At 35.0% G+C, this 19,975-nt stretch carries 18 protein-coding genes; 11 read left to right on the top strand and 7 right to left on the bottom strand.

Features of this window, described 5'->3' with window-relative positions:
- Positions 1-3: 3 nt before the first annotated feature.
- Genes nuoL through nuoN form a run of 3 tightly spaced genes read left to right on the top strand, consistent with a single transcriptional unit; the run spans position 4 to position 4,976 of the window.
- Positions 4-1,863, top strand: a complete 1,860-nt coding sequence (nuoL, locus tag K4G57_RS01425) for an NADH-quinone oxidoreductase subunit L (protein ID WP_221531391.1) — start codon at positions 4-6, stop codon at positions 1,861-1,863.
- Positions 1,848-3,488: an NADH-quinone oxidoreductase subunit M gene (locus tag K4G57_RS01420; RefSeq protein WP_221531390.1), complete on the top strand. Its 1,641-nt coding sequence runs from the start codon at positions 1,848-1,850 to the stop codon at positions 3,486-3,488. Before nuoL ends, K4G57_RS01420 begins: the two co-directional genes overlap by 16 nt.
- Positions 3,489-4,976: an NADH-quinone oxidoreductase subunit NuoN gene (gene nuoN, locus K4G57_RS01415; RefSeq protein ID WP_221531389.1), complete on the top strand. Its 1,488-nt coding sequence runs from the start codon at positions 3,489-3,491 to the stop codon at positions 4,974-4,976.
- Between the two features lie 128 nt (positions 4,977-5,104).
- Here nuoN and K4G57_RS01410 read toward each other — a convergent pair whose 3' ends face one another.
- A complete protein-coding gene (locus K4G57_RS01410) occupies positions 5,105-5,668 on the bottom strand; it encodes a hypothetical protein (protein WP_221531388.1) in 564 nt (187 codons plus the stop codon).
- Between the two features lie 108 nt (positions 5,669-5,776).
- Here K4G57_RS01410 and K4G57_RS01405 point away from each other — a divergent pair, with 108 nt between their 5' ends.
- The 8 genes from K4G57_RS01405 (at position 5,777) to K4G57_RS01370 (ending at position 14,360) form a co-directional block, all read left to right on the top strand.
- Positions 5,777-6,421, top strand: coding sequence for a hypothetical protein (locus K4G57_RS01405; protein ID WP_221531387.1), 645 nt, complete (start codon positions 5,777-5,779; stop codon positions 6,419-6,421).
- Between the two features lie 9 nt (positions 6,422-6,430).
- Positions 6,431-7,573, top strand: coding sequence for a metallophosphoesterase (locus K4G57_RS01400; RefSeq protein WP_221531386.1), 1,143 nt, complete (start codon positions 6,431-6,433; stop codon positions 7,571-7,573).
- Between the two features lie 57 nt (positions 7,574-7,630).
- Positions 7,631-10,027, top strand: coding sequence for a tetratricopeptide repeat protein (locus K4G57_RS01395; RefSeq protein ID WP_236033140.1), 2,397 nt, complete (start codon positions 7,631-7,633; stop codon positions 10,025-10,027).
- A gap of 9 nt (positions 10,028-10,036) precedes the next feature.
- On the top strand, positions 10,037-10,240 hold the full coding sequence (gene xseB, locus K4G57_RS01390; RefSeq protein ID WP_221531385.1) for an exodeoxyribonuclease VII small subunit: 204 nt from the start codon (positions 10,037-10,039) through the stop codon (positions 10,238-10,240).
- Positions 10,241-11,023 (top strand): carbon-nitrogen hydrolase family protein, encoded by a 783-nt coding sequence (locus K4G57_RS01385; protein ID WP_221531384.1) that lies wholly within the window; start codon positions 10,241-10,243, stop codon positions 11,021-11,023. It abuts the gene before it with no gap.
- Positions 11,024-11,116: 93 nt separating this feature from the next.
- Positions 11,117-12,979, top strand: a complete 1,863-nt coding sequence (gene rpoD / locus K4G57_RS01380) for an RNA polymerase sigma factor RpoD (protein ID WP_221531383.1) — start codon at positions 11,117-11,119, stop codon at positions 12,977-12,979.
- Positions 12,980-13,149: 170 nt separating this feature from the next.
- The gene (locus K4G57_RS01375) at positions 13,150-14,091 is read left to right on the top strand and encodes a glycosyltransferase (protein ID WP_221561789.1); all 942 of its coding nucleotides are present in this window, start codon (positions 13,150-13,152) and stop codon (positions 14,089-14,091) included.
- Entirely contained in the window at positions 14,088-14,360 is a 273-nt protein-coding gene (locus K4G57_RS01370) for a hypothetical protein (protein WP_221561788.1), read from the top strand. Before K4G57_RS01375 ends, K4G57_RS01370 begins: the two co-directional genes overlap by 4 nt.
- Position 14,361: 1 nt before the next feature.
- Here K4G57_RS01370 and purH read toward each other — a convergent pair whose 3' ends face one another.
- The 6 genes from purH to serB all read right to left on the bottom strand — a co-directional run bounded on the left by purH (position 14,362) and on the right by serB (position 19,865).
- Positions 14,362-15,894: a bifunctional phosphoribosylaminoimidazolecarboxamide formyltransferase/IMP cyclohydrolase gene (purH, locus tag K4G57_RS01365; protein ID WP_221531381.1), complete on the bottom strand. Its 1,533-nt coding sequence runs from the start codon at positions 15,892-15,894 to the stop codon at positions 14,362-14,364.
- A gap of 9 nt (positions 15,895-15,903) precedes the next feature.
- Positions 15,904-16,977 (bottom strand): LptF/LptG family permease, encoded by a 1,074-nt coding sequence (locus K4G57_RS01360; protein ID WP_221531380.1) that lies wholly within the window; start codon positions 16,975-16,977, stop codon positions 15,904-15,906.
- Entirely contained in the window at positions 16,977-17,600 is a 624-nt protein-coding gene (gene pth, locus K4G57_RS01355; protein WP_221531379.1) for an aminoacyl-tRNA hydrolase, read from the bottom strand. Before pth ends, K4G57_RS01360 begins: the two co-directional genes overlap by 1 nt.
- Positions 17,601-17,623: 23 nt before the next feature.
- Complete coding sequence (locus tag K4G57_RS01350) at positions 17,624-18,160, bottom strand: 50S ribosomal protein L25/general stress protein Ctc (RefSeq protein ID WP_221531378.1); 537 nt, start codon at positions 18,158-18,160, stop codon at positions 17,624-17,626.
- A gap of 71 nt (positions 18,161-18,231) precedes the next feature.
- Entirely contained in the window at positions 18,232-19,230 is a 999-nt protein-coding gene (locus K4G57_RS01345; RefSeq protein WP_221531377.1) for a transaldolase, read from the bottom strand.
- A gap of 11 nt (positions 19,231-19,241) precedes the next feature.
- A complete protein-coding gene (gene serB, locus K4G57_RS01340) occupies positions 19,242-19,865 on the bottom strand; it encodes a phosphoserine phosphatase SerB (protein WP_221531376.1) in 624 nt (207 codons plus the stop codon).
- Positions 19,866-19,975: the final 110 nt, after the last annotated feature.

Raw genomic sequence — 19,975 nt, 5'->3', positions numbered from 1 at the left:
CGTATGGAAGTCATTTTGTATAGTGCGCTTTTTGCGCCTTTGATTGGTTCTTTGTTTGGAATCCCTTTTGCCTCTAAGAAGAAATTTGTAGGAGTTGGGATTTTTGCATCTTTAATGCTTGCTGTGTCTTTCTTTGCCTCTTTGTTATTATTTATTTACTCTTTTCAAGGCGGAATCGTATTAAAAGTTACTCTAATGGATTGGATTGGGGCAGGTGGGCTTTATATTCCCTTTGGTTTTTTAGTTGATAGCGTGAGTGCTACAATGATGCTTGTAGTAACCTTGGTATCATTGTGTGTGCATATTTATTCTATTGGGTATATGAGCCATGATGTGAGTTTTAATCGTTTCTTTGTATATTTAAGTGCCTTTGTGTTTTCTATGTTAATTCTCGTGATGAGTGATAACTTTGCAGGATTATTTATCGGCTGGGAGGGCGTTGGGCTTTGCTCTTGGATGTTAATTGGATTTTGGTATGAACGTGATTCCGCCTCTTTTGCTGCAAATGAAGCGTTTATTATGAATCGTATTGCCGATCTTGGAATGTTGCTTGGAATCTTTTTGATTTATTGGACTTTTGGAAGTTTGAATTATGAAGAAGTCTTAAGTAATATTTATGAAGCACCAAAGGGAATTTTGGTTGCTATAGGTGTATTACTATTTGTGGGAGCTATGGGAAAAAGTGCGCAGTTTCCATTACATACTTGGCTTGCAGATGCAATGGAGGGTCCAACGCCTGTTTCAGCACTAATCCACGCTGCTACAATGGTAACGGCTGGAGTGTATTTAGTTGTCCGTGCCAATCCTTTGTATTCTATTATTCCAGAAGTTGGCTTTGCTATCGCATTATTAGGGGCTTTTGTAGCAGTATTTGCAGCAACAATGGCACTTGTAAATAAGGATTTAAAGCGAATCATTGCATATTCTACACTCTCTCAACTTGGTTATATGTTTGTAGCAGCTGGTCTAGAAGCATATTGGATTGCGTTGTTTCATCTTGCAACGCATGCATTTTTCAAATCGTTATTATTTTTAGGTGCTGGAAATGTTATGCATGCAATGCATGATAAATTGGATATTTCTAAAATGGGTGCATTGTATCAGCCCTTAAAATATACAGCAATTCTTATGATTTTAGCTTCCATTGCACTTGCTGGAATCTATCCTTTCTCTGGCTTTTTCTCCAAAGATAAAATCTTAGAGGTTGCTTTTGGAAGCGGAGCTTATGTATTATGGGGAGCATTATTGCTTGGCGCATTTTTAACAGCGTTTTATAGCTTTAGGCTTATTATGCTTGTGTTTTTTGTAGAGAAAAGGCATGAAGAGCATCCTCATGAGGCTTATCCTTATATGCTTTATGCAATGTTGCCTTTGGGTATTTTGGCGGTTTTTGCAGGATTGTTTGAAGGGTATTTTCATCACTTTATTGTACAGACTTTGCCAGATTTTCAAGCAAATTTAGATTCTAAAACAATTTGGACTTTAATTCTTATAACTTCTTGTGTTGCACTAAGCGGGATCGCATTTGCTATTTTTAAATACAAAAGTGGAGGTTTTTCTCCAAAATGGCAGGAAAGTTTTATTTATAAGATATTAAGCAATCAATATTTTATACCAGCACTTTATGATAAGTTAATTGTTCAAAATTATTTTAGGATTGCTAAAATTGCATGGTTTTCTGATAAAAATATTATAGATTTTGTTGTGGATTTGATTGCAAGATTACTAAATAGCAGTGGTGAGAGTATGCGTTGGATTCAAGGCGGAAGCTTATCAAGAATGCTAAAAATTATGTTTTTTGGTGTGGTTGCGCTGTTGTTGCTTGTATTTATTTATAGGGAGGGTGTATGGACTACCTTTTAACCTTACTCATCTTTTTTCCATTGCTTGGTGCGCTATTGGCGATTGGAATTAAGGAAAATCTTAAAACTTATGCGGTTGTCATTAGCGCAATAGAGCTTGGGTTGGCAGTTTTGCTTTGGTATGGATTTGATAAAAGTGCCGATGGATTTCAATTTGTAACGGCATTTTCTTTGGTGGAGAGCTTTGGTGTGAGCTACCTTGTAGGTGTGGATGGAATCTCTTTATTTTTAATTTTATTAAGTGCATTAATTAGCCTGATAGGTTTTATTTATCTTAATGAAAAATACGAAACAAAGAAACTCGTTATTGCACTTTTGTGCCTTGAAAGCATTATGATTGGTGTTTTCTGCGCACTTGATATGATTTTGTTTTATATCTTTTGGGAACTCTCTTTAGTGCCTATGCTCTATATCATCGGTGCGTGGGGGAGTGGCAGTAGGATTTATGCGGCTGTGAAGTTTTTTCTTTATACCTTTTTAGGTTCAATGTTAATGCTTGTTGGAATCTTATTTTTAGCGTATTACTATTTTAATGTAAGCGGTGTTTGGACATTTTCCATATTAGAATGGTATAGTTTAAGTGTGATTCCAAAAAATGTGCAACTTTGGCTCTTTCTTGCATTTTTTGCTGGGCTTGCTGTTAAAGTGCCTATGTTTCCTTTTCATACATGGCTACCCTATGCGCATGGACAAGCACCAACAATTGGTTCAATTATTTTAGCAGCAGTTTTGCTGAAAATGGGAACTTATGGTTTTGTGCGCCTCTCTTTGCCTTTATTTCCAGATGCTAGTATTGTTTTTTTAATTCCAATTGCAATTTTGTCTTTGATAATGATTGTTTATGGTGCGTTTGTAGCCTTTGCGCAAGAAGATATTAAACAAGTGATTGCATATAGTTCTATTTCGCATATGGGCGTGATTATGATTGGTGTATTTGCATTGAATACTGAAGGAATCGTGGGTTCTGTATTTTTTATGTTAAGTCATGGAATCATTAGCGGAGCGCTGTTTATGCTTGTAGGAATGCTTTATGAGAGACGACATACAAAAGTGATTGCGGAGTTTGGCGGAATAGCAAAAGTAATGCCAAATTATGCGGCGATATTTGGGATTATGGCTATGGCGTCTGCGGGATTACCTTTAACAATGGGGTTTGTTGGAGAGTTTTTATCTTTGCTTGGATTTTTTCAAGTTTCTCCTATAATGGCAGGGATCGCCGGGATTAGCATTATTGTAGGTGCGGTGTATATGTTGCATTTGTATCGTAAAGCATTTTTTGGGAAGCTAACTCACTCTGAAAACATGAAGTTAAGCGATCTTAATGCGCGTGAGTGGAGTGCGCTATTACCTTTGGTTGTGATTGTAATTTGGCTTGGCGTATATCCAAAGCCTATTTTAGAGCCGATTAACAAAGGTGTAGAAAATACACTTGCGGTTATGCAATCTAGAATTGTAAGTCAAGAGAGCTTTGATTTTTTTGGATTGGAGCTTGCACAAAAATCTAATGGAACAAATGTGCAAGAAGAGAAAGAAAATATGGGGGAAATCTTGGAAGAGATTTCACAAATGGAGGCAGAAAAAGAATTAAAAGCTTCGCAAAATAGCGCACAAGGGGAGGAAAAATAAATGTTAGAACCATTTAGTGTGTCGTTTGAGAGTTTGAATATTTTTAGTATTTTTCCTATGTTGATTGCTATTGTAGGGGCGATTATTATTTTGATTGTGGATATGTGTCTAAAAAGCGCTAATAAGCAACTTTATACAATGCTTACGATTCTATTTTTGGGCTTAGATTTGGGTTATATTGCGTTTTTTGGTAATGATGGGACACAAAGGGCATTTTTTGATTTGATTCTAGTCGATGGCGTCTCTATTCTTGGGCAGTTGATTATTTTAGTTGCTGCAATTTTATTTGTGCCTTTAACGTTAAGTTATAATAAATTCCACGAATTTCAATATCCTGAATACTACACACTTTTTTTATTGATGTGTGCAGGATTCCAATTTATGGTGAGTAGTGATCATTTGATTGTAATTTTCTTGGGGCTTGAGACAGCTTCTTTGGCTCTTTATGCACTTATTGCAATGCATAATCGCGCAACTGCATTTGAAGCTGCGATTAAATATTTTACAATGGGCGCATTATCAGCAGGTTGCTTTGCTTTTGGTTCTATGTTGTTGTATGCGGCAAGTGGGCATTTAGATTTAGCAGGAATGAAGATGGTTTTAGAAGCAAATAGCTATCAACCTTCCTATTTGGTGCTTGGTGGGATTGTATTTTTTATGGCTTCACTTGGCTTTAAGGCTTCTTTGGTTCCGTTCCATACTTGGACGCCAGATGTGTATGAGGGATCAAATTCCTTCTTAGCAGGTTTTATGTCTATTGCACCAAAGATTGCAGTGCTTGTGGTAGCAATTAGAATCTTTAGTTTTTTTATGGATATTGTTTGGGTGCATAATGTGTTCTATTTTCTTATTGTGGTAACAATAACGTTACCAAATCTTGTAGCACTTGTGCAAAAAGATGTAAAAAGAATGCTTGCGTATAGTTCTATTTCACATGCTGGATTTGCCTTTAGTGCGATTTTGATTGGTGGGGCACAAGCATATAGTGCATTATTTGTGTATTGGATATTATTTCTTTTTACTAATCTTGGAATCTTTTCTATGTTGTGGATTTCACGCACAAAAGAGCAGATGTGGGATAAACGTTACGATCACTCTTATGAAAAATTCTCTGGGTTAATTAGGCTTTGCCCTTTAGCAGCAGTGATTATGGGATTATTTATGTTTTCTCTAGCCGGGATTCCTCCTTTTTCTGTGTTTTGGGGCAAGGTGTATCTTATGAGTGTTGCGATGAACCATGGGTATTTATTTTTGGTGATTGTGATGGTGTTAAATAGTGCAATTGCTGCGTATTATTATTTAAAGCTTGTTGTTTTTATGTTTTTAAAAGACCCATTAATTAGTGATGGAAATGTTTATTTGCAGAATGCAACTCTACCACTTAAAATTATTGTTGGAATCGCAACACTCTATGTGTGCTTCTCTGTATTTTTTGTTGATGGCTTACTACTTGGTGTATTTGGACTTGTTGGAAGTAGTTTATTATAGTGAGTTAAGAAAGGAGAGGGTCTATTTCAGATTCCATTTTTTTGGATTTTGTGTTGTGGGTTTGTTATACCTTAATTTTAAGTTTCGCTAAGCAACTTTCTTTAAAAAGTGCTTTAGCAAAAAAGATTCTATTGCTGTTTATCGTGAGAAAAACTACGTGCTATTTCATTAATTGCGGAGTTAATCGCATTTTGTAGAGTGATTTGGATTTGGTTGTTATTTAGTGTTGAAGTTTGACCAAAGACTTTTAAATATTGTTCATTTGTATTTTCTAGGCTAGATTTGCCTTGAGCAATTCTTGTTTCGTCCATTTTGTTGAAAGATAATTGGATCTCAAAAATTAGCAAATCACTTGTTTGGGAGTGGAAAAAGCCACCTTGAGCATTCTTTGTGTTTATGCTTCCATAGACAATATCTAGGCGATAGGGCTTATGAATGTTTATATCTGTCTGTGCTTGTGTAAAGCAACCACTTTGTGCAAGGGATTTTTCTACGCTATCTTTAATGTGTGTATTTGAAATTTGTAAATCATTGTGTTCCCCGTCTTTTAAGAAGCCAAATTCATAGGCTATAATTGGCGTATGGCAAGTTTGTATCACGCGTGTATTTGGGAGTGTATCGTATTTTTGCGCACAACCACTAAGAGCTAAAGCGCTGATAATACAGGCATTTTTTAAAAATTTCTTTTTCACAAGTTTTCCTTCTCTTTTAGATTTATAAGTGTTAATTTTAACACATTTTTATTGATAAATTTTATCAAAGATAATACAATACGCGGATTTATTTTATAGGGAGAATGGTTGGGTATTTTTCAAAGTAAAAAGTTTATCCTCTTAGAGATTCTATTATGCGTGATTTTAGGAGTTGGAATCGTGTGTTATACACAGAGTAATCAAGAAATCATACAAAAACAAAACACAGCATTTTATTATGTTAATATTAGTGGAAAACAACGTGCTTTAGCACAAAGAATCGTATTTTTATCGCAAATCATCTCAACAAATTATATCTTAAAGCGCAATAATCAAAATGTGTTTTTGGAGCTTAGGTATTGCATTAATGAGCTTAGTTCTATTCATCAAATTTTACAAAACTTCGTAGTCTCTACTATTGTAGGAAGGGAAGGGCATTCTACTCTAAATGATGTGTATTTTGGTAGTGGTGGGCTAATGTTTAAGATCGAGAAGTTTTTAGAAAATGCAAATAAAATGTTTTATCTAACGAATTTTAAAGATGTATTACAAGTTAATCAAACATTATTACAACAACTTGAAGGCGATGATGGATTATTAACGAGCTTAGAGCTTGCTACACTTAGCCAACAGATTTATGGGCAAACATTTTTGCGTGAGCAAGAGCGTAACATAGAATGGCTTTTGTATTTAGGGTTATTAATCTGTGGTGTGCAAGTGATTTTGTTACTTTGGAATGTAGTGCGTCGATAAGATTTTGGTATGAAAAATTTATTTCCTATTATATTTCTTTTGGTTTTTTTTGGATTTCATATTGGAATCTATTTTTTCTTTATAAAACAAATTGTAAAAACTAGGATTCCGCTAAAGATTTTAAAATATTTTTTAGTTTTTAATTTCTTTGGTGTGGTGTTGTATTTTAGTGGGCGCTATTTTGTGGATTTACCCCAAAGTGTGTATTTTTTAGTTTCACTCTCCATTGGAGTGGGCTTTGTCTTGTTTGTAGTGATGTTGCTTTATCAGACTTTGTCCCTAATTTTGCGATTCATTGGAATTCTTTTTCCAAAGTTTTCACAAGAGCGCAGAGGTTTTCTTCAAAACTCTTTAAACATTGCAAGTGGAATCTTTGCGCTTGGTTATCTTGGCTTTGGATTGGTAGAAGGACGATTGTCTCCTGTGGTGGAGAGGGTTAGGATTCTGCTAAATGGGTTTAGAGGTAAGATGACTGCTGTGCAAATTAGTGATTTACACATTGGAGGATTGATTGAAGAAAACGTGGTGGGAGAAATTGTAGCTCAAGTCAATGCACTAAAACCTGATTTTATTGTGCTAACTGGGGATATTGTGGATACAGAGATTAGCAAAGTCCCAGAAGCTATCAACGCGCTTACAAGGCTAGAAGCACCACTTGGTGTGTATTTTATACTTGGAAATCATGAGTATTTTCACAGCATTTCTCCTCTACTGAATGCGCTTAAGAGTAAAGGAATTGTTGTGCTTGAAAATGATTGCGTCCTTCTTCAAAAAGGAGAGGCAAGGCTTAATTTAGCTGGTGTGTATGATATTTTTGGGAGGCGCATTAATGCATTAGAGCCTAATTTAGAAGAGGCATTGCAAAAAAGGATTCCGCATTTTCCTCTCATTTTGCTTGCACACCAACCAAAGTTTGCCCTTGAGATTAAAGAGGAGCATAATGTGGATTTGATTTTAAGCGGACATACACATGGCGGACAGATTTTTCCTTTTAGCTTTCTTGTAAGACTTGAACAACCTTATCTAAAAGGATTATACCAACATGGTCCAAAAACGCAGATTTATGTTAATCGTGGCACAGGTTTTTGGGGACCACCTATGCGGATTTTAGCAAGAGCAGAGATTACATATTTTGAGTTTGTTAGCACATAAAATGAAGTTTTAAACAAAACAAAGTATAATGGAGTAATTAAATTTCTAGGAAAAGAGTTGGCGGATTTTAAGCGTTTTGGATATTTCTTGATACTCTTAGCAATGTTGTTTGCAAAGGCTTTTGGGCTTGAGTTTTATGTTGATAGTGGGAGAGAGGCAAATCGTAATTTTGCAGTGCTAAACTTGCGTGATGATAAACCTTTTGCGTGTTATGAGGAATTAGATAGGGCTTCTGAAGTGAGTGCAATTATTTGTAATTTTGATGCGCCTTTACTTTCACGATTTCAACGCAGTGAGACGCTGTTTTTCTCCATTACTCCGGAGCTTTTTAATGATAATACAAATGGTTTTAGTCTAAAAATCACTCCTAAGATGAACAAAAAAATGAAGCTTTACAACACAGAATTTGAGTTATCAAGTAATCAGCGTGTCCCAATGGAGAATAATGCGAAATCTAGGCGTTGGCAGATTTTGGGCTATGAAGGTGAGATTCCGTTTTTAAACGATAAACCAAGCTATGGAATCAATTTTCCAATGCGTTTTGATGAAGTTCCAAGCATTGGTGTACTTGATGCGCAAATGCGTCCTATGGATAATCAAGTAGGTAGAGATAAGGATTATTTTTTAAATGTGCAATCCTTCGTGGAGAGGGGTTCTTATGCAGAGGCACTAAGCACTATTGATGAAATGCTTGGAATCTATCCAGAGACAATTTTTAAGCGTGATGTGTTGTATCTGCGCTTGGTAGCTCTTGATGGGATGTATAATGTAGAGAATTACGAGGATGTTGTTGCTCTTGGTAAAGCTTGGCTTGGGGCGTATCCTACGGATATTCATGTGCCACAAGTGTTGTTTATTATAGCAAAAACTTATGCAGAGATGAAGTTTTTTGAAGAAGCAAAATACTATTATGACCGCCTATTTAATGAATATAAAGGCGATAAATATGAGCTTTTAGCAAGGCTTAATTATGGAGAGCATTTGTATGCACGTGGTGATCGTAAGGTTGTGCTTGAAATGTATGAATCTGTGCTTAATGAAACAAGAGATTTAGAAGTGGCATCTCTTGCTTCTGTGCTCTTAGGAGATTATTATCGCAAGGAGGGAGAGAAAAAAAGAGCAGAGAAGTATCTTAATGATACTTTAGAGGCAAATCCTAACTTTTTTTTGCAAGATGTGCCAAAGTATTATACGATGATGCAATCTTGGGCGGAGTTTGGAGTTTATGAAACGCCTGCAAAAGTGCTAGAAGTGATGTTTAATTCCTTTGAAGATAAAACCGAGCCTTTGTATTTGCCTATGTTAAAAGATATGGCAATGTGGTTTGATAAAGCAGGAGATTTGCAAAAGGCACATAAGTATTACCAAATGTTTCTAAGTGAAAGTGAAAGTGAGAGTGAGCGCGAAGAGATTAAAAAGCTTGATGATGCACTGCTTTTAGATGATAATGAAAGCAATGCAACAAAGCGCTTGGAGCACTATGATTATGTAATTGCAAACTATAAGGGCAAGGAAGAGGAGAGGATCGCGTTAGAGAAAAAGGCGCAGACTTATTATGATTTGGGGGATTATTTAAGTGTGTTTAGAATGAGGGAAGAACTTGATAGAGTGCTTGGCGAGAACATGCCTGTGCTTATTAATGCAACAAGCGCACTAACTAAAAAGACGTTAGAGGCTGGGAATTGTAAAGAAGCAGCGTATTACGGGGGTTTATATGGGGATAAGCTTTTATTACAAGATTATGAATTTTTAAAACTCTTTGATTGTTTGTATGCAAATAAGCAGTTTATCCCAGCATTGCAGATTGCTAGAGAGAAATCTACACAGGCTAACACACCAAAGCAAAAAGAGGAATGGCTTTATCGTTTGGCATGGGTGGAATATTCTTTGCAAGATTATCCAAAAGCGGCTCTTGCAGCACGTGATACTCTAAGATTGCTAAGCGACCCAAAACATAACGATAGTGCGTGGGTTCTCTTTATGGCACAAATAAGACAGGGAAATAATGAAGAAGCTTTTAAGCTGCTGCCACGTTTGGAGGATAGTTTAAAAAATAGCAATAAAATGATCGAAGTATATCGCGTGATGCTTCAAGATGCATTAGCACGTAAAGATGACACAGCAATTAAAGTGTATGCAAAGAACTTGATGGATTTACAAGAAATGCATGAACGTTATGAGTATTCACCTTGGGTAGAGCTTGGGGTGGTAGAAGCACTAAATCGTGAGGGAAAATTTGAAGAATCCCTTGAAATGTTACAAAAGGCAGAATTACATGCAAATAAAGACACAGAAAAGATTCAGATTTACTATTTACAAGGTTATCTACATGATAAACTAGGCGATAAAAAGGCAGCAGTGGAATCCTATGGAAAGTGTGAGACTATAAATGCAGAATCCCCTTGGAAAAATTTATGTGTTGATGCGAAAAAATTATTAGAAAATGAACAATAAGGAGTGGAAATGGAGCAGATATTGAATTTTGAAGAATATTTAGGAAATGTTACACAATGCTTAGAAAAGTTAGGCGATGAAAACATTAGTTTAAATGAAAGTTTAGAATTATATAAAAATGGTATGGAAAATCTACAAAAAGCACAAAAAATGTTAGAAAGCGCACAAGTGCAGTGCGAAAACCTAAAAATGCAATACACAAAGGAATCCTAAATGAAAATCTCTGCATTGCAACTCTCAAATACACGCACCCAAAGTGAGATAGAATCTTATATTAAAGCTGCGGTAGATACAAAAGCAAGAGTAATTTTATTTGGCGAATATTTACTAAATCCGTTTTTTAAAGATTTAGAGATGGGACGTGGGAAAAAGGCACACACACTAGAGAAGATTAAAAAAGAGACAGATGGAATTTTGAAGCTCTCCGCAAAGTATAATATTGTAATGGTAGCACCCATTTTTGAAGTGGTGAAAGATAAGATTTACAAAACAATTCTTATTTTGAATAAGGGCAAGGCATTAAGCTATCGCGCACAAAAATTAATGCCTTATGCGCATTGGAATGAAGCAGATTTTTTTGCAAACACAATGCCAAAACATCCTAAAATGCCTCCAATTTTTAATGTGGGTGGGTTTAAATTTGCAGTTGTGTTTGGATATGAATTGCATTTTGATGATTTCTGGATTAAACTAAAGGCTGAAAATGTAGATTGTGTGCTTTTGCCAACTGCTTCTACTTTTGATTCCTCTTTGCGTTGGAGAAGCATTATTAAAATGCGTGCTTTTTTGAATAGTTGTTACATTTTGCGTGCAAATCGCATTGGGCAGTATCAAGATGTTCCAACGCAAACTTTATGGAACTTTTATGGAGATTCCTTATTTGTCTCTCCAAATGGTGAGATTATTGATTGTTTAGGAGATAGAGAAGAATTGTTAATTGCAGAGGTTGATAAAAAATATTTAAAAGACATTAAAGAGTGTTGGAGATTTCGTTAAGATTAACCCTGTTTTTAATAAATTTCGCTATAATGCCCAATTTTCAATTACCTTAAAATAATCTAATTGCATTCTAATCTTTTGGAGTTCCTAATGTCTGCAAAAACTATCAATCAACAACTTGATGAGTTGTTTCAAAATGCCACTAAATATGTTTCTTATGAAAAAGTTGCACAAGTTTTAGGAAAACTTCCAACAGCAGCACAAGCAAAAAGAGTAGGTGAATTAGCAAAAAAATACAAGAAGCAATTAATGTCTGCTTCAGAAGTTGCAAAGATTTTAAATCAAGATGAAGCTAGAAAGATTAAAGAAGATAAAAAACGTCTTTTAGATGAAGAATTAGAAGATGAATTTGATTTTATGAAAGAAAGAGAGCTTCTAGAATGGAGCAGAAGTGATAGCCCTGTTAGGATGTATTTAAGAGAAATGGGACAGATTCCATTATTAACAAGAGATGAGGAAATAGAACTTAGCAAAAACATAGAACTTGGGGAAAATATTATCTTAGATGCAATTTGTTCTGTGCCGTATTTGATTGATTTTATTTTAGACTATAAAGAAGCTTTAATCAATAGAGAAAGAAGAGTTAAAGAGCTTTTTAAAAGTTTTGACGATGAAGAGGAAAATGAAGGTGAGGAGAGCGAGAGTGAGGAAAATGAAGGTGAGGAGAGTGAGAGCGAGGAAAATGAGGAATCCAAAAAGTCTATTTCTAAAAAGGATCAAAAACGGGTAGAAAAAGTCCTTGTAAGCTTTAAAGCGTTAGAAAAAGCAAAAAAAGATTGGCTAAAGACCTGGGAACAAGAAAAGGGCAATGAAAATTCTAAAGATATGCTCTATCTCCTAACTCTAGCGCATAAAAAACAATTTTTAAAAGAAAAGCTTTTAGATTTAGGTCCTACAAGTAAGTTAATCAATGAACTTGTTAAAGCTATGGAAAACACTATTAAAAGTGATGAGGGATTTGACAAAGAATTAAAGCGTCTAGAATACCGCCTCCCCCTTTTTAATGATATTTTACTTGCAAACCATAAAAAAATTTTGGACAATATTACAGAAATGAATAAAGCGGAGATTACAGCAGCAGTTCCAGAAGCCACAATGGTATCAACCTATATGGAGATTAAAAAACTCTTTCAAACAAAAGTTGCAAGTGAGGGAAGCTTCGATTTAGAGCCAGAGAAGCTTAAACAAATTTTAGAGCAAATCAAAAGAGGTAAAGATATTGCAGATAAAGCAAAAACAAAAATGGCAAAATCTAATCTAAGGCTTGTCGTGAGTATTGCAAAACGTTATACAAATAGGGGACTTCCTTTTTTAGATTTAATTCAAGAGGGTAATATTGGCTTAATGAAAGCTGTGGATAAGTTTGAATATAAAAAGGGCTATCGTTTTTCAACTTACGCGACTTGGTGGATTCGTCAAGCAATTTCAAGGGCGATTGCTGACCAAGCCCGCACTATTAGAATCCCTATCCATATGATTGAAACCATTAACCGCATTAATAAAATTATGCGTAAATTTTTACAAGAAGAAGGTAAAGAACCTGACTTAGAAAAAATTGCAGAAGAAGTAGGTTTACCAATAGATAAAGTTAAAAATGTGATTAAAATCACAAAAGAACCTATTAGCCTTGAAGCTCCTATTGGAAATGGAGAAGATGGTAAGTTTGGTGACTTTGTAGAAGATAAAAGTTCTATTGGACCAATGGAACATATTTTAAAAGAAGATTTAAAAAGCCAAATTGATGATGTATTAGACCAGCTTAATGAAAGAGAAAAAGCAGTTATTCGTATGCGTTTTGGATTATTAGACGACGAATCTGATAGAACACTAGAAGAGATCGGAAAAGAATTAAACGTAACAAGAGAGAGAGTTAGACAAATAGAATCTAGTGCGATAAAAAAACTCAAACATCCAAAAGTAGGAAGAAAGCTTAAGAATTATATTGAGGATTAAATAATAATTAGTTTATTCTAATTAAAGAGCTAGAGATTTATCACGCATAAATTGGGGTATTTCTAGTTGCATAACTAAATTCGGCGAAGAGTGTCTCCCTAATAGCATAAGCCGTCCTAATAAAAAGCTTAAAAATTATTGTAGAATATGCTTTTGCAAAAGAGGTAAAAATGAAAAAACATTCCTTTGGGATATTGTTGTGTGCCACTTGTGATTCTGCCTTTGTGATTGGGGCATTAATAGTAAATATTAAGCAGAAAATGCAAGAAAATGGGCAAGATGTGGATATTTTTTATTGTATTCACGATGGTTTTAGCCCTAGCGATCAAGAGGCTTTATGTAAAGTTGCTGGGAGTAGTAAAGTGCATTTTGAATCCTTTAGTAAAGAGGATTTTTTAAAGAGATTAAACGCTTTTGCAAAAACTCCTATTGATTTACATAACAATCAATTTTTGTCGCGTTGGACACATATGGTGTATGCTTGTTTTGAAGGTTTTAGATTCTTAAGTGAATGCGAATGTATAGTGTATTTAGATTTTGATATTTTATTGCTTCAAGAAATTGGGCATTTAAAAGATTTAAGAAAGCAAGGTTATGTGCTAGCTGCCAATGGTGGTAAAAACCCACTTAAGGCGAGCTTTCCTTCTGCTCCACAAGAATTTGCTAATCGTAATATTTTTAGAACAGGGATTATAGTTTTTAATGACATATTAGAAAATCCTTTGGGATGCTATGATTTTATTTATCACCAAAGTGCGCTAAATATTATAAATGACCAAGCTATTTTTTCCTTGCTTGTTTTTGAGAAAAAATTAAAGATTAAAAACTTAGATAGTCGTTATGCAGGTAGTGTGCTATGGCGTGCAAATCGTGAACCCATCTTAATCCACGCATATGGCAAAAAAAATCGCTTTTGGAATAATCAACTTTGTAATCAAATTTGGAATGAATGGAATCTCTATTACAAACAATGGCTAAAAGCCGGCGGTAGTCTAAATACAGAAGGATTTATCGCAAAGACAACTTATGGTTTTGAAAGAATCCGCTACCATCTCTCCTATAAACTCGGATTTGCAATGGTTAATAATTACAAAAGTGGGGGGGGGTGTTGAAATTGCCTTTTATTCTTGCTGTAATCGCATTAAGACATAAAAGAGAAGCGAAATTTTATGCGCGTATTATCCAAGAAAAACCCCATTTGAAATTACCCCCATTAGAATCCTATGAAGATTACAAGAAAGCAATACAAGAAAAACAAACCTTTTCTTATCGTCTTGGAAGCGCGTTTATTGAGGCGGATTCTTTAAATTTCTTGCAGTGGTTAAAAACTTACAAAAAGAATCTCGCCTTTAATTTTTTAATAAACCTCTCCGCTATATAATTTAGTGTAAAAAATGTCTCTTTCCACTAAAATAAAGAGCAATTCCATTAGCATTTGCACATTCAATAACTTCATCATCTCTAATGCTTCCTCCCGGTTCAATCACAGCACTAACACCGACTTTATGTGCCTCTTCAATGCTATCTTTAAAGGGAAAGAATGCTTCACTTGCTAACACGCAACCTTTTAAATCTAATCCCATATCTTGCGCTTTTTTAATTGCCGCTTTTGTTGCATCTACGCGACTTGTCATTCCCATTCCAACGGCTACCATCGCAGAATTCTTCACATATACCACGCAGTTTGACTTCACAAGTGCTGCGATTTTATAGGCGATTTCTAAATCTTGCATTTGCGCTTCTGTAGCTTGTCTTTGACTAACGCATTGTGCATTTTTAATTTCGCTAATTTCTACGCAATCAGAATCTTGCAATACAAATCCTCCTTCAATGTGTTTAAAATCTTGTGTATCTTTTGGAAATTTTAGGGTTTTTCCTCCACATGTGAAAATTTTGATTTTCTTTTTATTTTCAAATTCTTTTAATGCTTCTGGTAAAATTTGTGGAGCAACAAGCACTTCAATAAAGATTTTATTAATCTCTTGCGCTAAAGCAATATCCACAGGAGCATTCACAGCTACCACACCACCAAAGGCAGAGATATTATCACATTTTAGTGCTTCTTTATAGGATTCTAGTGCATTGCTTTTTAATGCAAAGCCACAAGGATTTCCATGTTTTATAATGCTAACACAAGGAGCATCTCCAAAGCTTGAAGCAATTTTAACCGCGCTATTAATATCTGTTAGGTTATTAAAGCTAATTTCGCCTTTTAACGTTTTAAAAATGTTAGAGTAGAAATTCTCAAACTCGTAATATGCGCCCTTTTGGTGAGGATTTTCTCCATAACGTGTTGGAGCGACAAGTTTGCCACTAATAAAATGCGCCCCACCAAATCCCCCGTTAAAGCGTTGATTCATATAATTTGCAATCATGCAATCATAGCCTGCTGTGTGTTCAAACGCCTTAATCATCATGCTTTGACGAAATTCTAAAGTGTTTTTGTTGCTTTGTAGGTTTTCTAAAACTTTTGTATAATCATTAGGATTTGTAACAATAAGCACAGAGGTGAAGTTTTTTGCAGCTGCACGTACCATAGAGGGACCACCAATGTCAATGTTTTCAATAATTGTATTAAAATCATCAGTGCGTTCAATTGTGGCTTTGAAAGGATAGAGATTTACGCATACTAGGCTAATATCCGCAATTCCGAAGTGTTTTGCTATTGCTACATCTTCGCTATTATTACGGCGATATAGGATTCCTCCATGGACTTTTGGGTGTAGGGTTTTTACGCGTCCATCAAACATTTCTGGGCTTTGCGTGTATTGACTGACATCTAGGGCTTGGATTCCATTTTGTTCTAGTGTTTTTAGTGTTCCGCCTGTGGATAAAATCTCATAACCTAGAGAAATAAGTCCTTCTGCGAATTCTACGATTCCGCTTTTGTTGCTCACGCTTAATAATGCCACCATTTAAACTCCTTATGTTTTTAAGATTTTATACAAGCAAAAGTTACTCGCTAAAAACAATGTAAATATTGGTATTAGCACACTAAATTCGGGTTGCAAGAAGCCACTTATTGAAAGTTTTGAGAAACTAAAAAATATTCCCCAAGTGATTAGAATACCCAATACCATTCCTAAAGTCATTAAGCTAAAATTTGCATAGCGGTTGGAATTTGGAATAAAAATGGAAAGACAAATCATAATTAAAGGGGCAAAGAAAGGAAAAAAGAGTAGATTATAGAGTGCTCCACGTACCTTTTGTGTGCTTGCATTTTGCATTTTTAAAAGTATAAGAGCTTCAAATGCGTCAAGGATTGAAATGTTTCCTTGTTTTTCGTAAATATTCTCCAAGATTTTTGGTTTAAAATCGTGCAAAGTTTTATAAGTGCTTTCTTTTTGCACTTTTAGAGGATTCTTGCTAAACTCTAGGGTGTCATCTAGTGTTGTGATTGTTACATTTTCTAAAATCCAATCTCTCCCGTTAAATTGCGCCTTTTTGGATTCTACAATACTAGTTAGCATATTTTTTGTGCTATCAAACTCATACACAACAACACCTTCTGCACTCTGCAATAAAGGGTATATTTTTTTAAAATAAATGTAGTTTTGATTGTATTTTACAAATAAATCACTTTTATAATTACCCACAAAGCCTTGATTGATAATTAAATCTACGCGCTCCTTAGCATAAGCAAAGGGTGTTGCATTAAGTGCGATAAATAAAAGTGTAATAAGAAAACTTAATAAAAAAATGGGATAAAAGATTTTTACTCTTGCATAACCAAGTGCCAAAAATGCTGTAAATTGCGCACTTCTTAGTAGATTTATCATCAGCACAATTTGCGCCAAAATTAGTGAAAGAGGCAAAATAAATTGTGAAGCATACATAAAATCATATACAAGCAAGAGGATAAAAAGATTTGCAGAACTTGGGAGGCTATCAAGGAATTTAATTAAATCAATAGCAACAAAAAAACATTCCAAAGAAACAAATAAAAAGAAGAGGTATTTTAAATATAAAAAGCTGATGTAGCGAAAAAATAAACTCATTATGTCACTTTGAAAAGGTTTTTGGATTGCGTGGAGGTAGAGTAGGTATCTTTATTTAATTTTGGAGAAAGAGTCCATTTGTTAGAAATTTTAGTAGCAAGCCCATCACTTGAATCTAGCTTTGCAATCTCTAAAGCTGCATTTGCAGAGTGCGCAATGAGTGCTTGATTTTGCTCTTCTTCTAAAGCACTAAAATCTTGTAACACCCAGTTTATTGTCTGCGATTTAATAGCAGGTTTGCCGATTCCATATCGGATTCTGTAATAGTGATTTCCGCAGAGTGAATCTATGGATTTTAATCCATTGTGTCCGCCATTGCCTCCACCAAATTTAAATTTCACTGCACCAAAGGGTAAATCTAATTCATCATGGATAACTAAAAAATCTGTGATTTTATAAAAATTAAGCACACTTTGGACAGATTTTCCTGAGAGATTCATAAAAGTTTTGGGTTTTAGGAGGAGAAGTTGAGAGCTCTTATGAAGCTCTCCTTGAAAGTCTTTGGCGCTTTGTTTTGCGGTGTTTAGTGTCTGGATTAGGGAGTCAATGACTCTAAAGCCGATATTGTGGCGATTGTTTTGGTATTTTTGTCCCGGATTCCCTAAACCTACAATTAGAAACATTCGCGTAAAAATATAAGCGCAAATTAGCGAGACTTAATTACACCAACAATAGCAACATCATCACGTTCAACGATTTTTACTCCATTAAATGGAGGTAAATCACGCACAAGCACAACATCGCCCACATCTAAATTGCTCACATTAATTTCATAATCTTTTGGGAGATTTTCAGGTGCTGATTTAACTTTAATGCGTTTTTTAGACATCATTAAGACGCCTTTATTCTTAAGACCTTTTGGTGTTCCAATAGTGCGCACTTTTACAGAATATTTTGCCTCAATTCCTTTTTGAGCTAGCATTAAATCCACATGGATAATCTCACTAGTAACAGGATCTTTTTGGTATTCTTGGATAACAACAGGGTATTTTTGTGTGCCAACTTCTACATCAAAGATTAAATCTGTTTTTTTCTTCACTTCTCTAACGAAGTCATTGCGCTTGAATGCGCAATGGATATTCTCTTTGCCTTTTCCATAGATATTAGCAATTAGATAACCATTTTTTCTTAGCGTTTTTGTATTCGCTTTTGAAATACTCTCTCTAATTATTCCACTTAACATTGATTGTCCTTAAAAATAAAATCTAGGGCTGTGATTATAGCACTTTTTGCAAAAACTATGTTTAAATTCGCCTATAAACTTTCTAGAATTTTGGAAAATGCTACTTTAAAATCATTCAAACCTTGTTCTAATAACTCTTCGGATACGGAATCCAAATTTACACCCACGTCATTTACGCTTTTTAAGAACTCTTCAAGCTCTTCAATGCTTGGTAAATATGTTTCACTCGCTTCATTATTATTAAATGCTTCAATAGCGGAGAGTGGAGCAGTGTTAATTGCATAGGGGTGATACAACTCTTTAATATAATAAGCTGGTTCTAAATCATCTCCTTTTACGCCGGTGCTTGCAAAGAGTGCGCGCACACCGGGGAGTGCATAACTATTTAAGATATGGTAGAGATATTGTGCGTTTTTAATACCAAGTGTGGCAGTAGGGATTCCATGTTCTTTTAAGATGGAATCACATTTGCGGTCAAAACGGGATACAAAAATACTCACAACAGCGCGTGGAAGGTCTTTTAATTCACGTTTGCTAAATTGTTTGAGTTGCTCATAACCTCTTTTAAAAGCTTCCATACAGCCAATGACTTGAGTTTTGCTAAATACAAGCGTAGCATTTACAGAGATTCCATGTGTAATAAGTTCTTCCATCGCACTAAATCCAGCCTTTGTTGCTGGAATCTTAATCATCACATTAGGATAACCAATTGCGTTAAATAAGCGGATTCCCTCTTCAGTGGTTGCCTTAGCATTATCACAGAGATTAGGATCCACTTCAATGCTAATATAGCCATCATTTGGATTATTATCATAAAGTGGTTTCAATATCTCTGCTGCGCGTTGAATATCTGTTTTTGCAAGAGTTTCATAAATGCTTTTTTTATCCTCTTCTTGCAGAGAATCTTTTTGCATTTGGTAGCTTTCGTTTAAAAGAGCTTGTTGAAAAATTGCGGGATTGCTTGTGGCACCATTTATGATTCCATCTTGGACCATTTTTGTAAAATCATTTTCTAAAAAATTACGCTCAATAAAATCACACCAAAGTGAAAATGAAATATTTTCTTGCATCAAAAATCTCCTTAGTCTAAATGCTTAGCAATAAGCATTAAGTTTTTTTCATCTATAACAATGTTGGCAGCCTCTTTAAGAATCGGTTTTGCACAAAATGCCACTTTCTTTTTAGCACAATGAAACATTGAAACATCATTTGCCCCATCACCAATGGCAATGGTGCTTTCATAAGTTGCATTAAGCAGTGTTTGGATTTTCTCCGTCATTCTCCCTTTAGAGTAGTTAAACATCATCTCACCACCCACTTCTCCTGTTAAGATTCCATCTTTGTGGTGGAGTTTGTTGCTAAAGTGGATATGGTAGCCTAGCACCTTTTGTCCAGCACTTACCCCTTCATCAAATCCGCCACTAAAAACAACGATTTTATAGTTCCTTGCTTTTAATTCTTCTATAAGCTCTTTTGCTCCAAGATTATATTTTAGGCTATTGCAAACTTCTTGAACTTTAGTTAGTGGCATTCCTTTAAGTGTTGCAACGCGAAGTTTTAAGCTTTGGTGAAAATCCATTTTACCTCCCATTGCTTCTTTTGTGATAGTTTGCACAGCGTCTGCACTCCCATTTGCTTGGGCTAGAAGGTCAATTGTTTCTCCATTCATTAAAGTTGAATCAAAATCAAAGATAGCAAGTTTCAAGAAAATCCTTATGTTAGAAAAGTAAATTATACAATGCAAAATTGTAAAAGTTTTTCAAAAATAGTGTTGAATCGTTTTTAAGATTCTTTAAAGTTAAGCAGGGAGATGCC

The sequence above is a fragment of the Helicobacter turcicus genome, from assembly GCF_019711685.1.
GTDB classification, from domain to species: Bacteria; Campylobacterota; Campylobacteria; order Campylobacterales; family Helicobacteraceae; genus Helicobacter_D; species Helicobacter_D turcicus.
Note: the sequence above shows the minus strand (reverse complement) of the source record. Positions and strands in the feature narration are given on the sequence as shown.